Raw genomic sequence first — 21,064 nt, 5'->3', positions numbered from 1 at the left:
TTTTCCGTTCCCGATACGATGGAGTTCCAAGCTTGTTTCTCGCTCAGCACCGTCGCGCCGCGCTTCCGGCGTCGGTTGCTCCGACGACCAGGAGGGGTCGATCCGAATGAGTAATCCCGTGACGGGCGAACGAAACGCGGTGCGCCCTCAGACGGGTGGCGACGATCCGAACAAGATCGCGATGCTCGGTCTCACGTTCGACGACGTGTTGCTGCTGCCTGCCGCCTCGGATCTCATCCCCAGTTCGGTCGAGACCGGCTCGCGCCTCACCCGCGACATCACTTTGCGCACCCCCCTTGTCAGTTCGGCGATGGACACCGTCACCGAGGCGCGCATGGCGATCGCGATGGCCCGCGCTGGCGGCATGGGTGTGCTGCACCGCAACCTCTCCGCTGCCGACCAGGCCGGTCAGGTCGAGACGGTGAAGCGTTCCGAGGCTGGCATGGTCACCGATCCGGTTACCTGTCGGCCGTCGGCCACGCTCGCCGAGGTCGACGCGATGTGCGCGCGTTTCCGCATCTCCGGCCTACCGGTTGTCAATGAGACTGGCAGCCTTGTCGGCATCATCACCAACCGCGACATGCGCTTCGAGGTCGACCAGAACCGTCGCGTCGACGAGGTCATGACGCCGGCGCCGCTCATCACGGCACAGGAAGGCGTCACCGCCGAAGCCGCGCTGGGGCTGCTGCGTCGCCACAAGATTGAGAAGCTGCCGATCGTCGATGGCAACGGCAAGCTGCGTGGGCTCATCACGGTCAAGGACTTCGTCAAGACCGATCAGTACCCCAACGCGACCAAGGACCGCGACGGCCGCCTGCTCGTCGGCGCTGCCATCGGCGTTGGTGCCGATTCGTGGTCGCGTGCGATGAGCCTGGCCGACGCTGGCGTCGACGTGCTCGTTGTCGACACCGCGCACGGGCACCAGTCGCAGGTGCTCGCGATGGTCGCCAAGGTGAAGGCCGAAGTTGGCGATCGCATTCAGATCATCGGCGGCAACGTCGCGACGCGTGCCGGTGCTGCCGCGCTCGTCGAAGCTGGTGTCGACGCGGTCAAGGTTGGCGTCGGTCCCGGCTCGATCTGCACCACGCGTGTTGTCGCCGGTGTCGGCGCGCCGCAGATCACCGCGATCCTCGAAGCCAACGCCGCATGCAAGCCCGCCGGGGTGCCGGTCATCGCTGACGGTGGCGTGCAGTACTCCGGTGACGTCGCTAAGGCCATCGCGGCCGGTGCGTCGACGGTGATGCTCGGTTCGCTGCTCGCGGGCACCGCAGAGTCGCCTGGCGACCTGATCCTGGTCAACGGCAAGCAGTTCAAGAGCTACCGCGGCATGGGTTCGCTCGGCGCGATGCAGGGACGCGGCGAAGCCAAGTCCTACTCGAAGGACCGTTACTTCCAGGACGACGTGCTCGCCGAAGACAAGCTCGTTCCCGAGGGCATCGAGGGTCGAGTTCCGTTCCGCGGCCCGGTCAACCAGGTGATTCACCAGCTTGTTGGCGGTCTGCGCGCGGCGATGGGCTACACCGGTTCGCAGAACATCGAACACTTGCAGAACGCGCAGTTCGTGCAGATCACGGCTGCCGGTCTCAAGGAAAGCCATCCGCACGACATCACGATGACCGTCGAGGCCCCGAACTACACCGGTCGCGGCTGAGTACACTAGATCCGTTTGTGCGCCGGGGGGCGAAGATCTCCCGGCGCACAGTCATGCGAGGACCTTCTCGCCAAATGCGCGCGCATGCGCGCCCGACAAGCAGGGAGCCGCAGTGCGCGACATGGTGGAAATTGGGATGGGCCGCGTTGCTCGTCGGGTGTATGAACTCGACGACGTCGACATCGTGCCTTCGCGTCGAACCCGCTCATCGCAGCTGGTTTCGGTGGCGTGGCAGCTCGATGCGTACCGCTTTGAGATCCCGGTCGTCGCGCACCCAACCGACGCGCTCGTTTCGCCGGAATTCGCGATTGAGCTCGGTCGCCTTGGTGGCCTTGGCGTCATCAACGGCGAGGGGCTGTGGGCTCGCCACGCCAACGTCGCCGACAAGATCGAGCAGCTCATCGCGCTCGTCGACAAGGGCAGCTACGAACAGGCGATCAGCTTCCTACAGGAGCTGCACGCCGCGCCGATGCAGCCCGACCTGCTCGCTGCCGCGGTCGCGCAGGTGCGTGCCGCTGGCGTCACCACGTCGGTGCGCGTAAGCCCGCAGAACGCGCGCGCGCTCACTCCCGCGCTGGTTCAGGCAGGTATCGACCTGCTTGTTGTGCAGGGCACGATCATCTCGGCCGAGCACGTCGGTGGGGAAGAGCCGCTTAACCTCAAGACCTTCATCGCCGAACTCGACGTGCCCGTCGTCGCGGGTGGTGTCAGCGACCACCGCACCGCGCTGCACCTGATGCGCACTGGCGCGGCTGGCGTCATCGTCGGTTACGGCTCCTACCCGGGCGCGACCACGACCGGCGAGGTGCTCGGCATTGGCGTCCCGATGGCCACCGCCATCGCCGACGCGGCCGCTGCCCGTCGCGACTACCTCGACGAGACCGGTGGTCGCTACGTCCACGTGATCGCCGACGGCGACATCGCGACTTCGGGTCAGCTTGCCAAGGCCATCGCCTGCGGTGCCGACGCCGTGATGCTCGGCGTTCCGCTGTCGGCGGCTGCCGAAGCGCCTGGTCACGGCTGGTACTGGCCGTCGGCGACCGCGCACCCGTCGGTGCCGCGTGGGTCGTTCCTGCCCGTCGATGAGACCTGGCTCGACGGCGAAGCTGGCGTTCCCGCACGGCCGAGCCTGGATCGCGTGCTCTACGGCCCGTCCGACGACCCGTTCGGTTCGCTGAATCTCGTTGGCGGCCTTCGTCGTTCGATGGCCAAGGCCGGCTACAGCGACCTCAAGGAATTCCAGAAGGTTGGGCTTTCCGTTCGCTAATTAGCGTGCGTTGGTCAGCGCGACGCGATCGCGGAGGAATTTCGTGATCGCGGCGTTGACCGGCTCGGGGTGGGTCATCGTCACCGCGAGCCGGGCACCTTCGACTTCGACGTAGGTCGCGTTGAGCACTTCGGCGAGCAGGCGCGCGCGGTCGTCGGCGATGCCGCTGTGAGTGGCGTGAATCAGCAGGACCGGGCAGGTGATCTCGGCGATGCGGTCGAGGATCGAGTCGCGGCCAAGCAGGCAGCCGACGGCGGCGTCGAGGCCGTGATGGGCTTCGCCGATCCAGCGTCGAGTCCAGATTTTGCGGTACCACTCGTCGTCGCCGATGAGCCAGTCGGCGAGGCGGACCGCGGCCGATTCGCGGGAACCTGGGTCGCGCCACTCGTCGAGAAAGCGCTGCGTCGCCTTGGACTGTTCGGGCGTCGGGCCGTGCGCCTCGGTGCTGATCAAGATCAACGCGGCAACGCGTTCCGGTGCGACAAGCGCGGCGCGTAATGCCGTAAAGCCCCCTTGTGCGGTACCGCCCACAATCGCGCGCTCAGCGCCGATGGTGTCGAGCACCGTGAGCGCGTCGCGCGCCGAGGTCCAGTACGTGAAAGGCAACCGCTGGTCGCGCGTGCGGCCATGACCGCGCGCATCCCACGAAACGATCCGAAATTCCGGTGCGAGTGCCGCGGTTTGCGAGGCGAACATGGTGCGGTCCATGAAGAACTCGTGGGCTAGCAAAACGACAGGGCCCGCGCCACCGCTGTCCTCGTAGTGAATGTCGGCATCGATCGCGCGGGCGAATGGCACGTGCACGAGGATAGCCAGCCCGTTGGCGGCGCGCGCACGGAATCACAGCCGCATGTGCGCGGCATCGACACCGAGTGATCATCGATGGTCACCGCTCACTAAACTATGCCGGTGGCAGAAACCCAGAGACCGGTCCTCGTCGTCGACTTCGGCGCGCAGTACGCCCAACTGATCGCGCGTCGCGTGCGCGAATCCAGCGTGTTCTCCGAGGTGATTCCACATACCACCACCGTTGAAGAGATCGCTGAACGGGAGCCGCTCGCGGTGATCCTGTCCGGCGGCCCGTCGAGCGTGTACGCCGACGGCGCACCGCAACTCGACCCGCGACTTTTCGATTTGAACGTCCCGGTTTTCGGTATTTGCTACGGCTTCCAAGCTATGGCGCAGGCGTTGGGCGGCACCGTCTCCCAGACCGGCACCCGCGAATACGGTCGTACCGAGCTCAGCGTCGACGGTGGCATCCTGCACGGCGGCTTGCCCACCTTGCAGCCGGTGTGGATGAGCCACGGCGACGCGGTCACCGACGCACCGCAGGGTTTTGACGTCACCGCGACGTCGGCTGGCGCGCCGGTCGCCGCGTTCGAAGACCGCGCGCGTCGCCTCGCTGGCGTGCAGTACCACCCTGAGGTGCTGCATTCGCCGCACGGTCAGCAGGTGCTTTCGCGCTTCCTGCACGACGTCGCTGGCATTCCCGCGCAGTGGACGCCTGCCAATATCGCCGAAGCGCTGATCGAGGACGTGCGCGAGCAGATCGGCGACGGCCACGCGATTTGCGGGCTCTCCGGTGGTGTCGACTCCGCCGTTGCCGCCGCGCTCGTGCAGCGCGCGATCGGCGACCGACTCACCTGCGTTTTCGTCGACCACGGACTGCTTCGTGCGGGCGAGCGTGAGCAGGTGCAGCAGGACTTCGTCGCCGCGACCGGGGCCAAGCTGGTCACGGTTGACGCGGTCGACAAGTTCCTCGGCGAACTCAAGGGCGTTTCCGACCCCGAAGAGAAGCGCAAAATCATTGGGCGCGAATTCATTCGGTCCTTTGAGGACGCGGTCGCTGGCATCGTGACCGAACAGGGTGCCGTCGATGGCGAAATCCCCAAGGTCGAGTTCCTCGTCCAGGGCACGCTGTACCCCGACGTCGTCGAATCGGGCGGCGGCACCGGCACGGCCAACATCAAGAGCCACCACAACGTTGGCGGGCTGCCCGATGACCTTGAGTTCGATCTTGTCGAGCCGCTGCGGCTGCTGTTCAAGGATGAGGTCCGCGCGGTTGGTCGCGAACTTGGCCTGCCTGAGGAAATCGTCGCGCGCCAACCCTTCCCGGGTCCGGGTCTTGCGATCCGCATCGTCGGTGAAGTGACCGCGGACCGGCTCGACCTGCTTCGCCAGGCCGACGCGATCGCTCGCGAAGAGCTCACCGCTGCCGGTCTCGACGGGCAGATCTGGCAGTGCCCGGTTGTTTTGCTCGCCGACGTGCGTTCGGTTGGTGTGCAGGGCGACGGTCGCACCTACGGTCACCCGATTGTGCTGCGCCCGGTGTCGAGTGAAGACGCGATGACCGCCGACTGGACGCGGTTGCCGTACGACGTGCTTGAACGGATTTCCACGCGCATCACCAACGAGGTTGCCGACGTGAACCGGGTTGTGCTCGACGTGACGAGCAAGCCGCCGGGCACCATCGAGTGGGAGTGAGTTAGGAAGTGGCCGTGCCCCCGATTGCGGGGCACGGCCACTTTTTTGTTTGCCTACCTGCGATGGCGACGAGGGTTCAGGACAAGCAGCAGGCCGACGACAGTCGCCACACTGACGACGGTCCAGCCGACTGGGAGCACGCCAGCATTGGATGGGGTTGGGGTGCCGAGGAAAACCCAGGTTGCGAGCGTCAGCGCGAGAATTCCGGTGAGCAACATGGGGATTGACGGCGATCGGCGCTTTTTGATTTCCTCAGCCACGGGACACCTCCGCATCGCCGACGTGAACGGAAACGTGTAGGTCGAGGACGGGTGCACCCGGGGTCTTCGGGCCGCTCAGTCCATCGACGCAGCGAGAGCTGTTGTCGTCAAGGATGTTGCACGTGGTTTGCACCGTCATTCCTTCTGGGAGAAGCACTTTCGCTTCGCCCACGTTGACTTCGACTTCTACCCTGCGGTTTTCAGTGAGATTTAGGTTACGTAGATCGAGCGTGCCCGAGCCCATCTTCATCACGTAACGGGACTTCAACTCCGAAACTGAAGTGGGCGCCCACTTTTGGTCACCAATGCTGCCATCGTTGAAGTTGATCGGACCGATGAGACCAGCGAGCAAAACGAAGCCCGCGAGCGGACCAATCAGCACGAGCAACCCGTATCCGCGATGGAAGAACGCGCCGACAACGAGCCCGATGCCGACAACCGCGAGAGCGATCGCCGCGATGCGCGCCGGAGTCATCCACTCGACGCCAGCCGCCGCGGCTCCGCCCGCCATCGCGGCGGCGATAATCGCGAGCCCGATCGTGATGGGGGTTAGGCGCGAACGTGGCCGCTTGGGCGCAGGTTGGACGGCGACGGCGTACTGCGGTGCCGGTTCGGGGAGTTCCCAGGCGAGCGGGGCAACGGCGAGAGGGTCCCAGCCATGCGGGACTTCGGCGTGGGCGTTGGGGTCGCGTTGGGGTGCGAGCTTGTGCCAGGTGATGGGGTCGGGGGATGGGGTGCCGTCGTTGGTCGCGTCGGCTTGGTCAGGGCGAGCCTGGTCTGGTTCAGCTGGTGGCAGCTTGGTGATGTCGACAGCGTTGACTGCTTGGTCGCGCGTGGGTGATTCGGAGTCGGTTGTGTTGGTTGCCACGTCAGGTTGAGCGGTTGAGCCAAGCTCGTCGGCTGTGGCTGGGTCGGCGGCGGTTGGCTGCTTCGCTAAGTCGGCAGTCGGGTTCGCTGTGGAGTCAGCCTGGTGCTTGACCAAGTCAGTTGGCGAGTTGGTCGCGGCAGGCGAGCTTGCTGCGGAGTCAGTGTGGGGCTGCGCGAGGGCGGTCGGTTCTGCCGTTGGGCGTGCGAGTACGGCGGTCGCGTCCTGGCTCTCGTCCGGCTTGTGCAGCACTACCGTGTCGGCCGCGTCGACGTGCATGACCGGCTCGGGCTCGTACGCGTCAGGCAGATTCGTATACGGCGAATAGCCGGTATAGGGATCGCGTGTGCCGACCGTTGTCGGGTACGCGGCACCGGGATAGCCGGTTGCACCGACTCCCGTTGACGGATAGCTATCCGCGCCGGGCGGTAGTTCGGGTCGGCGCAAATACAGCAGCCACCAGCCGCCGAGCATCAACCCCATGCTGATCACGCCGGAGCCGCCGAGGCCAAGTCCCATCGGGCCCATCGTCGACACCGCGATGGCGAGCGCGACGATCAGCACGATGGTTTTGGTCTGCGAATGACTACCGTGCGGGTGCCCGTTCCACGCTTCGGCAGGCGACGGCTCGTTGCCCGCCGAACCAAGGACAAGCCACGCGAGCAGGTACAGCACAATGCCCGCACCGCCGAAAATGGTCGACACAACGAAGGCAACGCGGACCAGCACCGGATCGACGCCGTACCGCCTGCCGAAACCAGCGGCGACGCCCGCGATTGGACCTTGACGCGGCAACCGGACCGGGCGGGTGTGCCACATCTGCTGGAGCTGGTCGCCGAAGCTCGTTCTGCTCATAGCGTCCATCGTGGGTCCGAATGCCTGGTTCGCGCATCGGGGGTAACCCTGAGCTTTACGGATCAGGGACCTTCCCGATACCGGCAGGTCGCGATGCGTGGAAGTATCGAAGCATGGACCCGTCTGTTCCCGTCCCCGGTGCCGCTGGGATGACCCATCGGCAACATGGGCCGTTCGGGTTTCACGCTCGGCGCCACCCAGGTTTCGTTCCGCCCCGCGCGCCCCGCTACGGCTACCCGACCTACCCCACGTATCCGCCGCAGTCGGGATATCGGCCAGCGATCCCGTCACCGACCCCGCCTCCCGAAAATGAACCCGCGATGCCGCGTTTGGTGCGGCGCACCGGCGGGCGCGTGGTCGGCGGTGTCGCGGGCGGCCTCGCCGACCATCTCGGCGTCGACGTCTTCAAAGTGCGGATGGCGTTCGTTTTGCTGTCGGCGTTGGTCGGTGCGGGCATGGTCGCCTACGGGCTGCTGTGGATCTTCACGCCCGGCGGCGCCGACGAAACCGCGCCGACCGGCGACGAGCGCAGGCAGGCGGTCGGGCTCGCGCTGCTTGGGCTCGCGCTCGCCATCACCGTCGGCTGGCTGTTTCAAGGCACCGCGGCGAAGGTGATCGCGCCGATTGTTGTTGTCGCCGTCGGTGCCGCGCTCGTGTGGCGGGAATACGATGTTGCCGCCACCGGTCCGCGCGCCCTTTTCGGGCTGCCAACGCGGCCGTCGGTGATCACGTGGTCGCGCATCGTTGCCGGTGCGACGCTGATCGTTGTTGGGCTTGGCGTCGTTGTGTTGGCGCGCATCGACCTGAGTTCGCTTGGGTCGGCGTTGATCGCGGTCGCGGTCACGCTCATCGGCGCCGGTTTGCTGACCGTGCCGCTGTGGTTGCGCATGGTTCGCGCGCTGAACGCCGAACGCGCCGCGCGCATTCGCAACGACGAACGCGAGGAAATCGCTTCGCATCTGCACGATTCGGTGCTGCAAACGCTCGCGTTGATTCAACGACAGGCCGAAGACTCGCAAGAGGTGTTGCGGTTGGCGCGCAGTCAGGAACGTGAACTGCGCAAATGGCTGTTCGATGACAGCGCGCCAACCCAATCGAGCCTGGCTGCCGCGTTGCGCACGATCGCGGGCGAGGTGGAGGACGCGCACGGCATCAAGGTCACCATCGTCACGGTCGGTGATGTGTCGATGGACCCCGGCGACACCGGCGCTGGGCTCCCGAAAGAGCACTTCACCGCCCTGCTCGGCGCTGCCCGCGAAGCGCTCGTCAACGCGGCGAAGCACGCCAACGTGCCCGAAATCGACCTCTTCGCCGAAACCGAAGCGCATCAGGTGAGCGTCTTCGTGCGTGACCGTGGCGCCGGCTTTGACACCGAAGCGGTTCCCACCGACCGCCGAGGCATCGCGAAATCCATCACCGCGCGCATCGAACGTCGAGGTGGCAGCGCTGAGATCGAATCCACAATGGGCCGCGGTACCGAAGTGCGCATCGTGATGCCGCGCAACGACAGCGGCTCGGCGATGGAAGATGAATACTGACGCCGGACCTAAGTTGGGCGCGAAGGAGTGGGAGCGGTGGCAGTGCGGGTTTTCCTCGTTGATGATCATGCGGTTTTCCGATCGGGAGTCCGGGCGGAGCTGAGTAGGGAAACCGATATCGACATCGTTGGCGAAGCCGGTGGCGTCGCGGAAGCCGTGGCTGGCATTGATGCCAACCGGCCCGATGTCGTGTTGCTTGACGTGCACATGCCTGACGGTGGTGGTGTCGCGGTGCTGACACGGATCGCGCCAGGGCCGGTGTGTTTGGCGTTGAGTGTTTCCGATGCCGCTGAAGACGTGATCGCGGTGATTCGCGCAGGTGCGCGCGGGTACGTCACCAAGACCATTTCCGGTGCGGAACTTGCTGATGGCATTAGACGGGTAGCAGGCGGAGACGCGGTGTTCTCGCCGCGCCTTGCCGGGTTCGTGCTCGACTCGTTCACCGGTCGTTCGCCGGTGCCCGAGCCGCCGCTGGACCCTGAACTCGATTCCCTCACCCCGCGCGAGCTGGAAGTGCTGCGCCTACTCGCACGCGGGTACACCTACCGCGAAATCGCCGAATCGCTTTTCATCTCAGTGAAAACGGTGGAGACACACGCGTCGAACGTGTTGCGGAAGACCCAGCAGTCGAACCGAAACGCGCTAACGCGATGGGCGCATCGTCGTCGGATCGAGTGAAACTGCGCAGGTGCGCCGCGCCGATTCGGTTCGCCTCCCATTGCGGCGAATTGGGCTGCGCCCGATCGGGTTTCGCCTCACATCACGGCGATGATGATCCCGATCAAGATCACTAAGCCGATCAGAATTCCTGCGCCGACGGCTAGCGGGGCACCGTTGGGCAAGTTGTCGATGAAGCTGCCGGTCCGTTGCGTGGGAGCCTGCGACTGTGCGCCCGTGCCAATGCCCGTACTTGCCGCGCGTTGCGGGCGCGGTAGGGGAGTGGCGTGCGGATGCCGTTGTCCGCTAGCGGAATTGCGTGCCGCCCACGCCGGGATAGTGCCGTCTTCGGTGCGTAGCGGGACGCCGAGGATGTAGGTGGCGGTGCCAGGACCGAAGGCGGCGGTGAGGATTTCATCGCGCGCTTCGGCCATCGACGGACGACGTTGCGGCGCTGGTTCGAGCATGTGCAGGATCGGCTGGGTAAGGATGCCGCACCGCGTAGGCGGGATGATGCGGCCCATCGCAGCCGCCGTCACCACGTCGTTGTCGTCGGAATCGAAACCGAAAGGCGGCTGCCCTTCCAAGGTGGTGTAAAGCGTTGCGCCGAGCGAGAATACGTCGCTTGCCTCGGTTGGCTTCGCGCCACGCGCCACTTCCGGCGGCAGGTAAGCGGGCGTGCCGGTGATGGTGCCGTCGGGGTCGTCGCCGTCGCCGATGCCACGCGAGATGCCGAAGTCGCTGAGCTTGGCTTTGCCTACTTCATCGCCACGATCGGCGACGAGGATGTTGCCGGGCTTGATATCGCGATGGACGATGCCGACCGAGTGTGCGGCGGCGAGCGCGTCGGCAACCTGCGCGCCGATCTGCGCGACTTCCACCGCGGGCAGGGTCTCATAGAGCGCGAGTGCCTTGGCGACGCTGCGTGAAGGAAGGTACTCCATCACCAACCACGGCTCGCCTGCCTCGATGACGACGTCGTAGACCGCGATGGCGTGCTCATGCGAAAGCTTGGCGGCGACGCGACCCTCATGCACGATGTTGGCCCGAATCGACTCGGCTTCGGCTTCGCTGAGCCCTGCGGTGGAAAGCACCTGCTTGATCGCGACTTCCCGATTCAGCAATCGGTCGGTGGCCAACCAGACCGCGCCCATGCCACCGCCGCCCAATTTCGACTGCAGACGGTAGCGACCCGCGACTAGGTAGTCGGGGCCGATATGGGGACGAGCGCGTTCGGTCACGGGTGCGAGGGTAGTCGAATCTCGCATTGTGCGGTGTACACGCGGGAGGAATGCCGGTGGACATTGACCGTCCCGACTGTCAGGCTTGGCGACATCGAACGTATATTCGAATACGATCGATAGCTGGAACGATGCTGATCGGTTGCTGGTCCATCGTGGAAGTAGGTGGTTGTGATGGAAACGGCTACGGCGCAAGAGCGCGTTGAGCGCAAAGAGCGCACGCTCGAAGACTTGCGCAGGCGCATGGCCGCGATCCCCGGCAAGGGGGCGTCGACGGCCGAGCGCGTGCCAACTGGGCGCGCGCATAGTCGCGATATGCTGCCGGTTCCCGCGCCACTCGCTGAGCTTTTGCCCGATGGTGGCCTGGCGAAGGGGTCGGTTGTCGCCTACTCGGGCGCGCATTCGATGCTTGTTGGCCTGCTCGCCGAAGTGACGGGAAAAGGCGGCCACGCCGCAGTAGTTGGCATGCCAAGATTGGGTTTGCTGGCCGCTGTCGAAATGGGCGCGCAACTGTCGCGGTTGGCGGTGATCGCCGAACCGGGCGACGACCCGGTCGAGGTGGCCGCGGTGTTGCTCGACGGCATTGATTTGGTTGTGCTCGGCCTCGATGGCGTCGCGGTGCCGCCAGCTCGCTGCCGCGTGCTCGCCGCGCGTGCGCGCAACCGCAACACCACGCTCGTAGTGGCAGGCGGTAGCTGGGTGAACCCATCGCTGCGCCTGGATACGCGCGTTGCTGGATATCAGGGTTTGGGTGCGGGCCGTGGCCGGCTGCGCTCGATCTGTCTTGACGTGCGCGTAAGCGCGAAGTCGGGCCCATCCCGACAGGGCCGCATCGACCTGTGCGCGCGTGCGGGGCGGACCCAGTGGCAGACGCGCGAACCGCTGAACCGGTTCGCCCTGGTGAGCCACCCGGGCAACATCGCAGCGGAAGTCGCGTCCTAATGCGGGAATCAGGTACCGCCCTAATCCGAGCTGCCGTCCGAACCCGAGCTGGCGTCCGAACCCGAGCTGTCGCCCGAACCCGAGCTGTCGCCCGAACCCGAGCTGGCGCCCGAACCCGAGCTGTCGCCCGAACCCGAGCTGGCGTCCCAATCCGAGTCGCAGCCCTAACCCGAGCGGCCGCCCTAACCCGAGCAACTGCCCTAACCCGAACAGTGCGGCGATGACACGCAACGAACGCGTGCTCGCGCTGTGGTGCCCCGACTGGCCCGCGCTCGCCGCCGCGGCCGCCACTGGCATTTCGGTGGAGCGGCCCGTTGCCGTGTTTCGCGCCAATCGGGTGGTTGCCTGTTCGGCACTGGCAAGGGCGGAAGGGGTGCGGCGCGGGCAACGGCGCCGCGACGCGCAGTCGTGCTGCCCGGAACTTGTTGTCGCGGAAGCGGATTCGGATCGCGACGCCAAGTTCTTCGAACCGATCGCCGCCGCCATCGACGCGACGGTGCCCGGCGTTGAAGTGCTGCGCCCCGGCCTGCTTGTGCTGGGTGTGCGGGGCGCCACGCGCTTCTTCGGCTCGGAAGACACCGCCGCCGTGGCACTGATCGACGCGTGCGCGGCGGCAGGCGCGGAAGCGCAGATCGGGATCGCCGACACCTTGTCGACCGCCGTGCTCGCCGCACGACACGCAACCATCGTGCCGCCGAACGAGGGCGCGGCTTTCCTCGCGCCGCTGCCGGTGACGGAACTGGCCGTTGAACCAAGCTTGGCGACGACCGATCGAAGCGACCTCGTTGACCTGCTCCACCGACTTGGCCTACGCCGCATCGGCGACTTCGCCAAGCTCACTCCCACCGAGGTGGCGTCGAGGTTTGGTGCCGACGCGGCGGCGGCGCACCGATGTGCCCGCGCGCTGCCCGAACGTCCACCATCAGCGCGTTCGGCACCGCCGGAGTTGGCCGTTGAACTCGACTGCGATCCGCCCATCGACCGCATCGACGCCGCTGCGTTCGCAGGTCGCACGTTGGCGACCCGGCTACACACCGCACTCGCGGCAGCCAACGCCGCGTGCACCCGACTCGCGATTACCGCGCGCACCGAGGCAGGCGAGGAACTGTCGCGAATTTGGCGCTGCGCTCGACCGCTGACGCCCGCCGACACCGCCGACCGCATCCGCTGGCAACTCGACGGCTGGCTGACTCGGCGTGACCGCCCAACCGCGCCCATCGTCGCGTTGCGGCTAGAACCGGTGGAAGTGGTGGCATCGGGCGCGCTGCAGCTTGGCTTGTGGGGCGGCGAAGGTGAGGAAACCGAACGGGCGAGACGCGCGCTTGTTCGCGTGCAGGGGCTACTCGGCGGCGAAGCCGTGCGGATTGGCGTGCTCAATGGCGGACGTGGACCCGCCGAACGCGTGACCATGATTCCGCTTGGCGACGAACTAACCCCAACCGCCGATCCGACCCATCCTTGGCCTGGCAGATTGCCTGAACCAGCGCCAACGTTGTTGTTACGCAACCGTCCTCCTGTTGACCTGCTTGCAGCCGACGGCACCGCTGTGCACGTGACCGCTCGTGGTTTGTTCAGTGCGCCGCCCGCGCTGCTGCGGTGGGGCAGCAAGCAGTGGGCGTTGCTCGGTTGGGCGGGCCCGTGGCCGCTCGACGAGCAGTGGTGGAGTGCGGAAGGGGCACAGACCGCCCCCACCGCACGCGCTCAGGTGCAACTCGACGCACCTGAACCCGAGATCCGTACCTTGCTTTTGCGCTATCTGACCCCCACCTGGCATGCCGAGGGGGTATACGAGTAGGGAGTTAGGATGACCTTATGAAGCCTCGTGTGGTGAAGTGGTGAACCGGTGAACCCGTTCGAGGGAATGCTGTGTTCGGCCGCTGCCACCGACCTCCCACTGCCAGGCACCGCCGCGCAGGTATCCGGGTGGTTGTGTATCGAACACCCTGGTGCGTGGGGTCGCGACGTGATCGGCGACGCGGTACTTGGCCCGGAAATCACCCCGGAATTGGGCGCGCGAACAGCGGCGGCGAAAGTGCGCCCGACCTTGATTCGTAGGCCGGGAAGACAGCCCGCGACTAAGACGCGCACGGTGCTGCTCGCGAGTTCGCGACCGGAGAATCCCTGGTGCGAGCGACTCGAAATCACTGACTTGCGTGAGCTTTTTGATCTCGACCTCCATGTGGTGGAAGGCCCGCCCCCGGGCGTGGGCACACTGGTCACCGAACCGGTGGTTTTGGTGTGCGCGCACGGCAAACGAGACCAGTGCTGTGCTCTTTTTGGTAGACCAATCGCGGGCGCGTTAGCTACTGATCATCCGAATCGGGTGTGGGAGGCGTCCCACACCGGCGGCCACCGTTTTGCCCCTGCCGTTGTATTACTGCCCACCGGCCTCACCTACGGCCGTGTTGATATCCCCGCTGCCCAGAGATTACTCGCGGCCGCCGACAAAAACGAGGTCTCGTTGGCCGGCCTGCGCGGTCGAAGCGCGTACGACCCCGTTGAGCAACTTGCCGAAGTTGTTGTGCGACAAGCAAATCCGGATGAAGGGGTAGACGCGTTCACTGTGTGTCGAGCCCCCGAAACAACAACCGATCCCACCATCGCGGGTGCTGCCGAAGTTGCCCATCGCGATGGTCGACGCTGGTTGGTGACCGCGCGCACCATGCCCGCGCTGCCTCGGCAAGCGAGCTGCGGTGCTGCCCCGAAACCCGCGACCTACCTAGAGCCCGCGTCGGTTGTCGAGCTGTAAAAGCTCACCAATGAGTGCCGGGCACCCAACGCGCCGCACGTCGCACCACGTTTCGGCCAGCCCGGCCAATGGTGGATTGGCGACCTGAATCAGCTTGAGTAGCAACCACTTCCGCAACGGTCTCGGCTGCTACCTCGCCCTTTGCCGCAGGCGAATCCGGGAACGCGCGGTAGTACCGGTGCATAATGCGGTCGCGCAATTTGGGTACGAAGATGGCACCGTATTCCGCGAGCGTGCCGAGGGGCACGTCAATGCGCTTGGGTCGCTCGATCAGCGCGCGCACGATGGTGTCGGCCGCCCACTCGGGCGATTCCGCGGGACCTTGCGCACCACTCGGCGCGATCATCGGTGTGCGTACTAGCGGCATGTGGATCGTGGTGAAAGTGACTCCGTCGGAAAGGGTTTCGGCAGCGGCGACATCGGCGAACTTATCGAGTGCGGCCTTGGATGCCAGATAGGCCGAAAAACGTGGCGTCGCTACTTGCACGCCCGCACTTGAGATGTTGACGATGTGGCCGAATCCGCGTTCCCGCATCTGCGGCAACAACGCGAACGTCATGCGTAGCGCGCCAAAGTAATTCACCGCCATGGTGCGCTCGTAGTCGTGCATGCGGTCGGTTGAACGGTGAATGGCGCGCCGGATGGACCTGCCCGCGTTGTTGACCAGCATGTCGACGTGGCCGTGCTGATCGAGGATGGCCTTGGTCGCGGTGTCGACGGATTCGGCGTCGGTGACATCGCACGGGTAACCAAACGCCTGGCCGCCGTTGGCGCGGATCTCGGCGACGACAGCGTCGAGTTCGTCGGCGCGGCGAGCGAGCAGGAAAACGACACCGCCTTTGGCCGCGACAGCGTGGGCGGCGGCGCGCCCGATACCCGAGGACGCACCGGTGATGACGACATGTGCGCCGGTGAGGTCGCGGCGACGTTTGGCAGTGGCCATTGCTGCTCCTTCGCAGGTCCTGCGTCGAACTTACTCCAAAGTAAGATCGCCTTGCGAGCTTCTTCGCAAACTCGAAAACACGTTCGAATCTGGCTCGCGCTTGTTCGAACGTATGTGCGATACTGATGCACATGGCGGACGATCGGATGGCGGACATTTATGCCGCGGTGCGGCTCGGCGGTGGCGACCCTATGGCGGCGCGCACCGCCCTGACCAGGCTCTGGGACGAGATTGGGGAAGGCGGCGACCCGATTCATCGCTGCGTGATCGCACATCACCTCGCGGATGTGCAGGACTCAGCTGATGCGGCGCTGCTATGGGATCAGCGGGCGCTCGGCGCGGTATTTCAACCGGGTGTTCCCCTCGACGAGGGACTGCGTGGGTTCTTGCCCTCGCTCTATCTCAACCTCGCCGACAGTCACCGGCGAGTGGGTGATTTCGAGATGGCGCACATGCAGTTGGCCATCGCGCGCGGCCACCTCGATGTGCTCGCCGACGACGCGTACGGCGAAGTGATTCGCTCCGGGCTTGGGCATGTTGAAGCGGCGTTGGCGGCGAGCTCGATGGAGCGACTACCGACGAATTAACCAGTGAGACAAGGAGGATCGGGTGGGTTGGCGTACTGGGCCCCCGTCGTGGGCCGAACTCGAACGCGTGCTCTCTGGCAGGCCAGCGCACGCGCGTGACCTGCCCGATCCTGCCGAAGACAGCCCGGCGGCGTCGCGTCGCAAGCCTTATACGGCGAGCGAACTCGCGCGGCCGGTCGAGCCGACAGTGCCGTACGCCGAGCTGCACGCTCACTCGGCCTACAGCTTTCTTGACGGCGCGAGCCAGCCCGAGGCCATGGTCGAGGAAGCCGTGCGCCTCGGGCTGGAAGCTATCGCGCTCACAGATCACAACGGTTTCTACGGAACTGTCCGGTTCGCTGAGGCGGCCCGGGAATGGGGAATGCCAACGGTTTTCGGTGCCGAACTGTCACTGGGAACCGATGCGAAGGCGACGCCGGGCCGAGGGGTTGCGGCCCGGCGTCGTTCTGCTGACGTGCCTGATTCGCAACCGCGCACCGAAACGCCCGATCCGCTCGGCCCGCATTTGCTGGTTTTAGCGCGTGGGCAGGAGGGGTATCGCCGACTGTCGCGGCAAATGTCGGCAGCGCATATGGCGGCGGGGGAGAAAGGCGTGCTGCGTTATGACTTCGACGCGCTTTCGGCTGCGGCCGAGGGGAATTGGCACATTCTCACCGGTTGTCGTAAAGGGCATGTACGGATCGCGCTTGATGAGGATTTACGCGAAGGTGCGCTGCGTCTGCCCAAAACGGAAGCGGCACTTCGGGATTTGCTTGAGCGATTCGGCGACGGCAATGTGAGCGTGGAACTCACCCATCACGGTGTCGCGACCGACGATGAACGTAATGACCTCCTCGTCGCGCTCGCCGACCGAGTCGACGTGCCCGTATTGGCAACCACCGGCGCGCATTTCGCCGCGCCACCTCAGCGACGCTTAGCGATGGCGCTTGCCGCAGTTCGTTCGCGTCGCAGTCTCGATGACCTCGCGGGCTATCTCGCCCCTGCTGGCGGCGCGCATTTACGCTCGGGTGCCGAAATGGCACACCTGTTCGCCGAGTACCCGCACGCTGTTGCCAACGCGGCCAAGCTCGCGCGCGAATTCGCCTTTGACCTGGGTCTCATCGCCCCGAATCTGCCGCCATTCGACGTGCCTGCTGGGCATGATGAGAGTTCGTGGCTGCGTGAACTCACCTATCAGGGTGCGGCGCGACGGTACGGGAGTGCGGCGGAAAATGAACGCGCCTATGCCCAGATCGAGCATGAGCTGCGCGTGATCAAGAAGCTCAATTTCCCCGGCTATTTCCTCGTCGTACATGACATTGTCAGTTTCTGTAAGAACAACGACATTCTTTGCCAGGGTCGAGGGTCGGCAGCGAATTCGGCGGTCTGCTACGCGATCGGCATCACCAATGTCGACCCCATCGCGAACAATCTGCTCTTCGAGCGCTTTCTTGCCCCCGAACGCGACGGGCCACCCGACATCGACATCGATATCGAATCCGATCGGCGCGAGGAAGCGATTCAGCACGTCTACACCAAATACGGTCGCGATTACGCCGCTCAAGTTGCCAACGTGATTACCTACCGTGGGAAGTCGGCAGTGCGTGACGCGGCTCGCGCACTTGGGTTCTCGCCCGGTCAGCAGGATGCGTGGAGCAAACAGGTCAGCCGGTGGACGGGCGTTTCGGCCGAAAGTGGCACCGACATCCCCACCCCTGTTCTCGAATTAGCTGGGGAGATCGAGGGGCTGCCTCGGCATTTGGGTATTCACTCCGGCGGGATGGTGATTTGCGATCGACCCATTGCCGATGTGTGTCCGGTGGAATGGGCGCGCATGGCTGGCCGCAGTGTGTTGCAGTGGGACAAAGACGATTGCGCTGCTGTTGGGTTGGTGAAATTCGACCTGCTTGGTCTCGGCATGTTGTCGGCATTGCATTACATGATCGACCTGGTTGCCGAACATAAGGGTGAGACCGTCGAGCTGCACGCGCTCGATTTAGCCGAGCCTGGGGTGTATGAGATGTTGCAGCGCGCCGATTCGGTTGGGGTATTCCAGGTGGAATCGCGCGCGCAGATGGCCACGCTGCCGCGTCTGAAACCGCGCTGCTTCTATGACCTGGTTGTTGAGGTCGCGCTTATTCGACCTGGGCCTATTCAGGGCGGATCGGTGCATCCCTATATTCGGCGGCGCAACGGCAAAGAGAAGGTGACCTTCGATCATCCTTCGTTGGAGAAGTCGCTTGGTCGCACGCTCGGTATCCCACTGTTTCAAGAACAGTTGATGCAGATGGCCGTCGATGTTGCTGGCTTTACCGCCGCCGAAGCCGACCAGTTGCGTCGGGCGATGGGGTCGAAGCGGTCGCCCGAGAAGATGGCGCGCCTCAAAGACCGGCTGTATCAGGGCATGCGGGATTTGCATGGCATCACCGACGAGGTTGCCGATCGCATCTACGAGAAGCTCTACGCCTTCGCGAATTTCGGCTTCCCCGAATCGCATTCGCAGAGTTTCGCGTCGATCGTTTTCTACTCGTCGTGGTTCAAGCTGCATCATCCCGCAGCGTTTTGCGCGGGACTACTGCGGGCTCAGCCGATGGGGTTCTATTCGCCGCAGTCATTGATCGCTGACGCGCGCCGTCACGGGGTTGTTGTGCACGCGGCTGAGGTCAACGCGAGTTTGGCTGAGGCGACATTGGAAAACAAGGGCACCGAGATTCGGTTAGGGCTGGCCGCGATTCGCCATATCGGCACGGAATTGGCTGAGCGAATTGTGGCTGAGCGCGTCGCGTCGGGGCCATACACGTCCATGCTCGACCTCACCGGACGCGTGGAAATGACGGTGGCGCAAGTCGAATCGCTCGCTACCGCGGGTGCGCTAAACGCGGTGACCGGCCAAAAGCACAGCGCCGACGGGCAGGCAAGACGGGCCGCGCTGTGGTCGGCGGGTGCGGCCGCGCGCGAACGTCCAGGATTGTTGCCGGGAACGGGCCCCGCCGTCGCCGCACCCGCGTTGCCTGGCATGAGCGCGCTTGAACTCGCTGCCGCTGACGTGTGGGCAAGCGGCGTCTCACCCGACAGCTACCCAACCGAATTCCTTCGCGAACACCTCAATGGGCTCGGCGTTGTGCCCGCGTGCGATGTGCTCACCGTCGAAGATGGTGCGCGCATTTTGGTCGCAGGCGCGGTCACGCACCGTCAACGCCCGGCAACGGCAGGTGGCGTCACGTTTATGAACCTTGAAGACGAGACCGGCATGGTCAACATCGTCTGCTCAGTCGGGTTGTGGACGCGCTACCGCACCCTCGCGCAAAGCGCGCCCGCCCTGATCATTCGCGGTCGAATTCAAAACGCGGAAGGCGCGGCGAGCGTCACCGCCGACTATCTGGAACCCCTCGACCTACGCGTCATCTCGCGCTCGCGCGATTTCCGCTGAACCTAACGGCAGTGTCCAAACATCGCGAAGTAGCTAGGGTGCGAGCATGCGCAAGTTCGCGATGGTCTGTGTTTTGCTCGTTGGACTCGGGTTCCTAGCGGGGTGCGGCGGCGAAGAGGTGAGCGATTCCGCAGGCGCGCCCAATCCCGCCTCCGCGCCAGTCGCCCCCGGATTTCGTGAGCAATCCGGCCCTGGCGATCAAAACAAACAGCAGACCGTTGATCGCAAAGAAGTTGTCACCGGCAGCGTCGACATGACCGCCACCGACCCGATCGCCGCGGCAGCGAGCATCACCGGTCGTGTTACCGAACTCGGCGGTCGAGTCGACGAGCGCACCGAGCAGCCCGCATCGGAGAAGCGCAACGCGCGCGCCACCTTGAGCGTGCGCGTGCCCGCCGACAAAACCGAAGCGTTGCTCACCGGGCTCGCCGACACGGGCGACGTCACGCGCGTAAGCACAAGCCGCGCCGACGTCACCATGCAGTGGGAAGACCTCGACGCGCGCATCCGCGCCCTACAAGCCTCGGTCGACCGGTTGCGCACGCTCATGGCGACCGCATCGAATACCGCCGACCTCATCGCCGCCGAAAGCGCGCTGTCGTCGCGACAGGGCGAACTCGACAGCCTTACCGGCCAGAAGCGTCAACTCGACGAGCAAATCGCGTTGTCGACGATCACCATCACCGTCACGGCACCGTCGGACCGCACGCCCAGCGATCCCGACAGTTTCTGGGATGGCGTCGTCGCAGGCTGGAATTCGCTAGTCGACTGGCTACAAGATGCCGTCGTTTTTGCCGGTAGTGCCGTCCCGTGGCTCGGTCTTTTCGGCATCATCGGCGGAATCGCTTGGTTCGCTTGGCGATTGGTTCGACGTGGTGGAAGGAAGGAGCGTCCCGGTGCCGACAGTGCGGGCGACGATCAAACCGAACAGCAGTAAAGGACCACTTGTCGAAACCGCTGACGACGGCACGCTCACCCTTTACGTGCGTGCCCCCGCGGTTGAGGGTAAAGCAAATAAAGCGGCAATCGAATTGCTAGCCAAGCACTTTGGTGTTTCGAAATCGTCGGTGCGACTTTCGGCTGGGGCGACGTCGCGGTTCAAGCGTTTCGACGTTGATCTTTAAACGCCCTCAGGAAAGCCCAGTTGCCGCCACGCCTCGTACACCGCGACGGCAGCCGTATTCGACAGGTTCATCGACCGTCGACCAGGCAGCATCGGCACGCGCACCTGTTCGGTGATGTGCGAATCGGCGAGTACGTCGTCGGGCAAGCCGGTTGGTTCGGTGCCGAAAAGCAAAATGTCGCCGGGTTGGTAGGCGATATCGGTGTAGCGGGTTGTCGCCTGGGTGGTGAACGCGAATACGCGCTGCGGGCCGATCGACTCCCACGCCGCTTCGATGTTGGGGTGCACGGTCACTGAAGCGAGGTCGTGGTAATCCAAGCCAGCACGTCGCAGTTTCGACTCCGACAAATCGAAACCGAGCGGCTCGATCAGGTGCAACGCGCACCCGGTGCCCGCGACGAGCCGAATCGCGTTCCCAGTATTGGGCGGGATGACCGGCTGGTGAAACATCACGTTGAACACTCGCAGCAGGGTACCTGTGGAACAATCGGGG

The 21,064-nt window shown here is 65.0% G+C and carries 18 protein-coding genes; 12 read left to right on the top strand and 6 right to left on the bottom strand.

The annotated features are described in order from the left end of the window. Positions 1–106: 106 nt before the first annotated feature. Both guaB and IEX78_RS15615 read left to right on the top strand, forming a co-directional pair. A complete protein-coding gene (gene guaB, locus IEX78_RS15620; RefSeq protein WP_188829744.1) occupies positions 107–1,651 on the top strand; it encodes an IMP dehydrogenase in 1,545 nt (514 codons plus the stop codon). 112 nt (positions 1,652–1,763) lie between these two features. Then, positions 1,764–2,918: a GuaB3 family IMP dehydrogenase-related protein gene (locus tag IEX78_RS15615; protein ID WP_188829743.1), complete on the top strand. Its 1,155-nt coding sequence runs from the start codon at positions 1,764–1,766 to the stop codon at positions 2,916–2,918. On the opposite strand, the gene IEX78_RS15610 is transcribed toward IEX78_RS15615, so the two are convergent. Next, positions 2,919–3,716, bottom strand: a complete 798-nt coding sequence (locus IEX78_RS15610; protein WP_188829742.1) for an alpha/beta fold hydrolase — start codon at positions 3,714–3,716, stop codon at positions 2,919–2,921. Positions 3,717–3,821: 105 nt separating this feature from the next. On the opposite strand from IEX78_RS15610, the gene guaA reads away from it, so the two are divergent. Further along, a complete protein-coding gene (gene guaA / locus IEX78_RS15605; RefSeq protein ID WP_188829741.1) occupies positions 3,822–5,402 on the top strand; it encodes a glutamine-hydrolyzing GMP synthase in 1,581 nt (526 codons plus the stop codon). 53 nt (positions 5,403–5,455) lie between these two features. On the opposite strand, the gene IEX78_RS15600 is transcribed toward guaA, so the two are convergent. Both IEX78_RS15600 and IEX78_RS15595 read right to left on the bottom strand, forming a co-directional pair. After that, on the bottom strand, positions 5,456–5,662 hold the full coding sequence (locus tag IEX78_RS15600; RefSeq protein WP_188829740.1) for a hypothetical protein: 207 nt from the start codon (positions 5,660–5,662) through the stop codon (positions 5,456–5,458). Continuing rightward, complete coding sequence (locus IEX78_RS15595; RefSeq protein WP_229684030.1) at positions 5,655–7,382, bottom strand: PspC domain-containing protein; 1,728 nt, start codon at positions 7,380–7,382, stop codon at positions 5,655–5,657. Before IEX78_RS15595 ends, IEX78_RS15600 begins: the two co-directional genes overlap by 8 nt. A 320-nt stretch (positions 7,383–7,702) precedes the next feature. Here IEX78_RS15595 and IEX78_RS15590 point away from each other — a divergent pair, with 320 nt between their 5' ends. Further along, the gene (locus IEX78_RS15590) at positions 7,703–8,920 is read left to right on the top strand and encodes an ATP-binding protein (RefSeq protein ID WP_188830227.1); all 1,218 of its coding nucleotides are present in this window, start codon (positions 7,703–7,705) and stop codon (positions 8,918–8,920) included. Positions 8,921–8,962: 42 nt separating this feature from the next. Next, complete coding sequence (locus IEX78_RS15585; RefSeq protein ID WP_188830226.1) at positions 8,963–9,598, top strand: response regulator; 636 nt, start codon at positions 8,963–8,965, stop codon at positions 9,596–9,598. 77 nt (positions 9,599–9,675) lie between these two features. Here the strand turns inward: IEX78_RS15585 and IEX78_RS15580 are convergent, their stop codons facing one another. Further along, positions 9,676–10,818: a serine/threonine-protein kinase gene (locus IEX78_RS15580; protein ID WP_188829738.1), complete on the bottom strand. Its 1,143-nt coding sequence runs from the start codon at positions 10,816–10,818 to the stop codon at positions 9,676–9,678. 174 nt (positions 10,819–10,992) lie between these two features. Between IEX78_RS15580 and imuA' the strand changes: the two genes are divergently transcribed. The 3 genes from imuA' (at position 10,993) to IEX78_RS15565 (ending at position 14,509) form a co-directional block, all read left to right on the top strand. Next, the gene (gene imuA' / locus IEX78_RS15575) at positions 10,993–11,760 is read left to right on the top strand and encodes a DnaE2-dependent mutagenesis accessory factor ImuA' (RefSeq protein ID WP_188829737.1); all 768 of its coding nucleotides are present in this window, start codon (positions 10,993–10,995) and stop codon (positions 11,758–11,760) included. 220 nt (positions 11,761–11,980) lie between these two features. After that, positions 11,981–13,555 carry a DNA polymerase Y family protein gene (locus tag IEX78_RS15570; RefSeq protein ID WP_188829736.1) on the top strand — a complete coding sequence of 525 codons (1,575 nt, stop codon included), beginning with the start codon at positions 11,981–11,983 and terminating at the stop codon, positions 13,553–13,555. 66 nt (positions 13,556–13,621) lie between these two features. Further along, positions 13,622–14,509 carry a ferredoxin family protein gene (locus IEX78_RS15565; protein WP_188830225.1) on the top strand — a complete coding sequence of 296 codons (888 nt, stop codon included), beginning with the start codon at positions 13,622–13,624 and terminating at the stop codon, positions 14,507–14,509. Between the two features lie 4 nt (positions 14,510–14,513). Here IEX78_RS15565 and IEX78_RS15560 read toward each other — a convergent pair whose 3' ends face one another. Continuing rightward, the gene (locus IEX78_RS15560; protein ID WP_188829735.1) at positions 14,514–15,452 is read right to left on the bottom strand and encodes an SDR family NAD(P)-dependent oxidoreductase; all 939 of its coding nucleotides are present in this window, start codon (positions 15,450–15,452) and stop codon (positions 14,514–14,516) included. Positions 15,453–15,583: 131 nt separating this feature from the next. On the opposite strand from IEX78_RS15560, the gene IEX78_RS15555 reads away from it, so the two are divergent. The 4 genes from IEX78_RS15555 to IEX78_RS15545 are packed head-to-tail and all read left to right on the top strand — an operon-like array spanning position 15,584 to position 20,572. After that, entirely contained in the window at positions 15,584–16,039 is a 456-nt protein-coding gene (locus tag IEX78_RS15555; RefSeq protein ID WP_188829734.1) for a hypothetical protein, read from the top strand. A gap of 22 nt (positions 16,040–16,061) precedes the next feature. Continuing rightward, positions 16,062–19,448: an error-prone DNA polymerase gene (locus tag IEX78_RS15550; protein WP_188829733.1), complete on the top strand. Its 3,387-nt coding sequence runs from the start codon at positions 16,062–16,064 to the stop codon at positions 19,446–19,448. Positions 19,449–19,494: 46 nt separating this feature from the next. Beyond that, a complete protein-coding gene (locus IEX78_RS24295; protein ID WP_229684028.1) occupies positions 19,495–20,385 on the top strand; it encodes a DUF4349 domain-containing protein in 891 nt (296 codons plus the stop codon). Further along, the gene (locus IEX78_RS15545) at positions 20,345–20,572 is read left to right on the top strand and encodes a DUF167 domain-containing protein (protein ID WP_229684027.1); all 228 of its coding nucleotides are present in this window, start codon (positions 20,345–20,347) and stop codon (positions 20,570–20,572) included. Before IEX78_RS24295 ends, IEX78_RS15545 begins: the two co-directional genes overlap by 41 nt. Here IEX78_RS15545 and IEX78_RS15540 read toward each other — a convergent pair. Next, positions 20,569–21,033: a tRNA (cytidine(34)-2'-O)-methyltransferase gene (locus tag IEX78_RS15540; protein WP_188829731.1), complete on the bottom strand. Its 465-nt coding sequence runs from the start codon at positions 21,031–21,033 to the stop codon at positions 20,569–20,571. The two genes, IEX78_RS15545 and IEX78_RS15540, sit on opposite strands and share 4 nt — an antisense overlap. Positions 21,034–21,064: the final 31 nt, after the last annotated feature.

It is taken from the genome of Nocardia camponoti, from assembly GCF_014646135.1.
GTDB lineage: Bacteria > Actinomycetota > Actinomycetes > Mycobacteriales > Mycobacteriaceae > Nocardia > Nocardia camponoti.
This window is presented reverse-complemented; position numbering and strand designations above follow the sequence as displayed.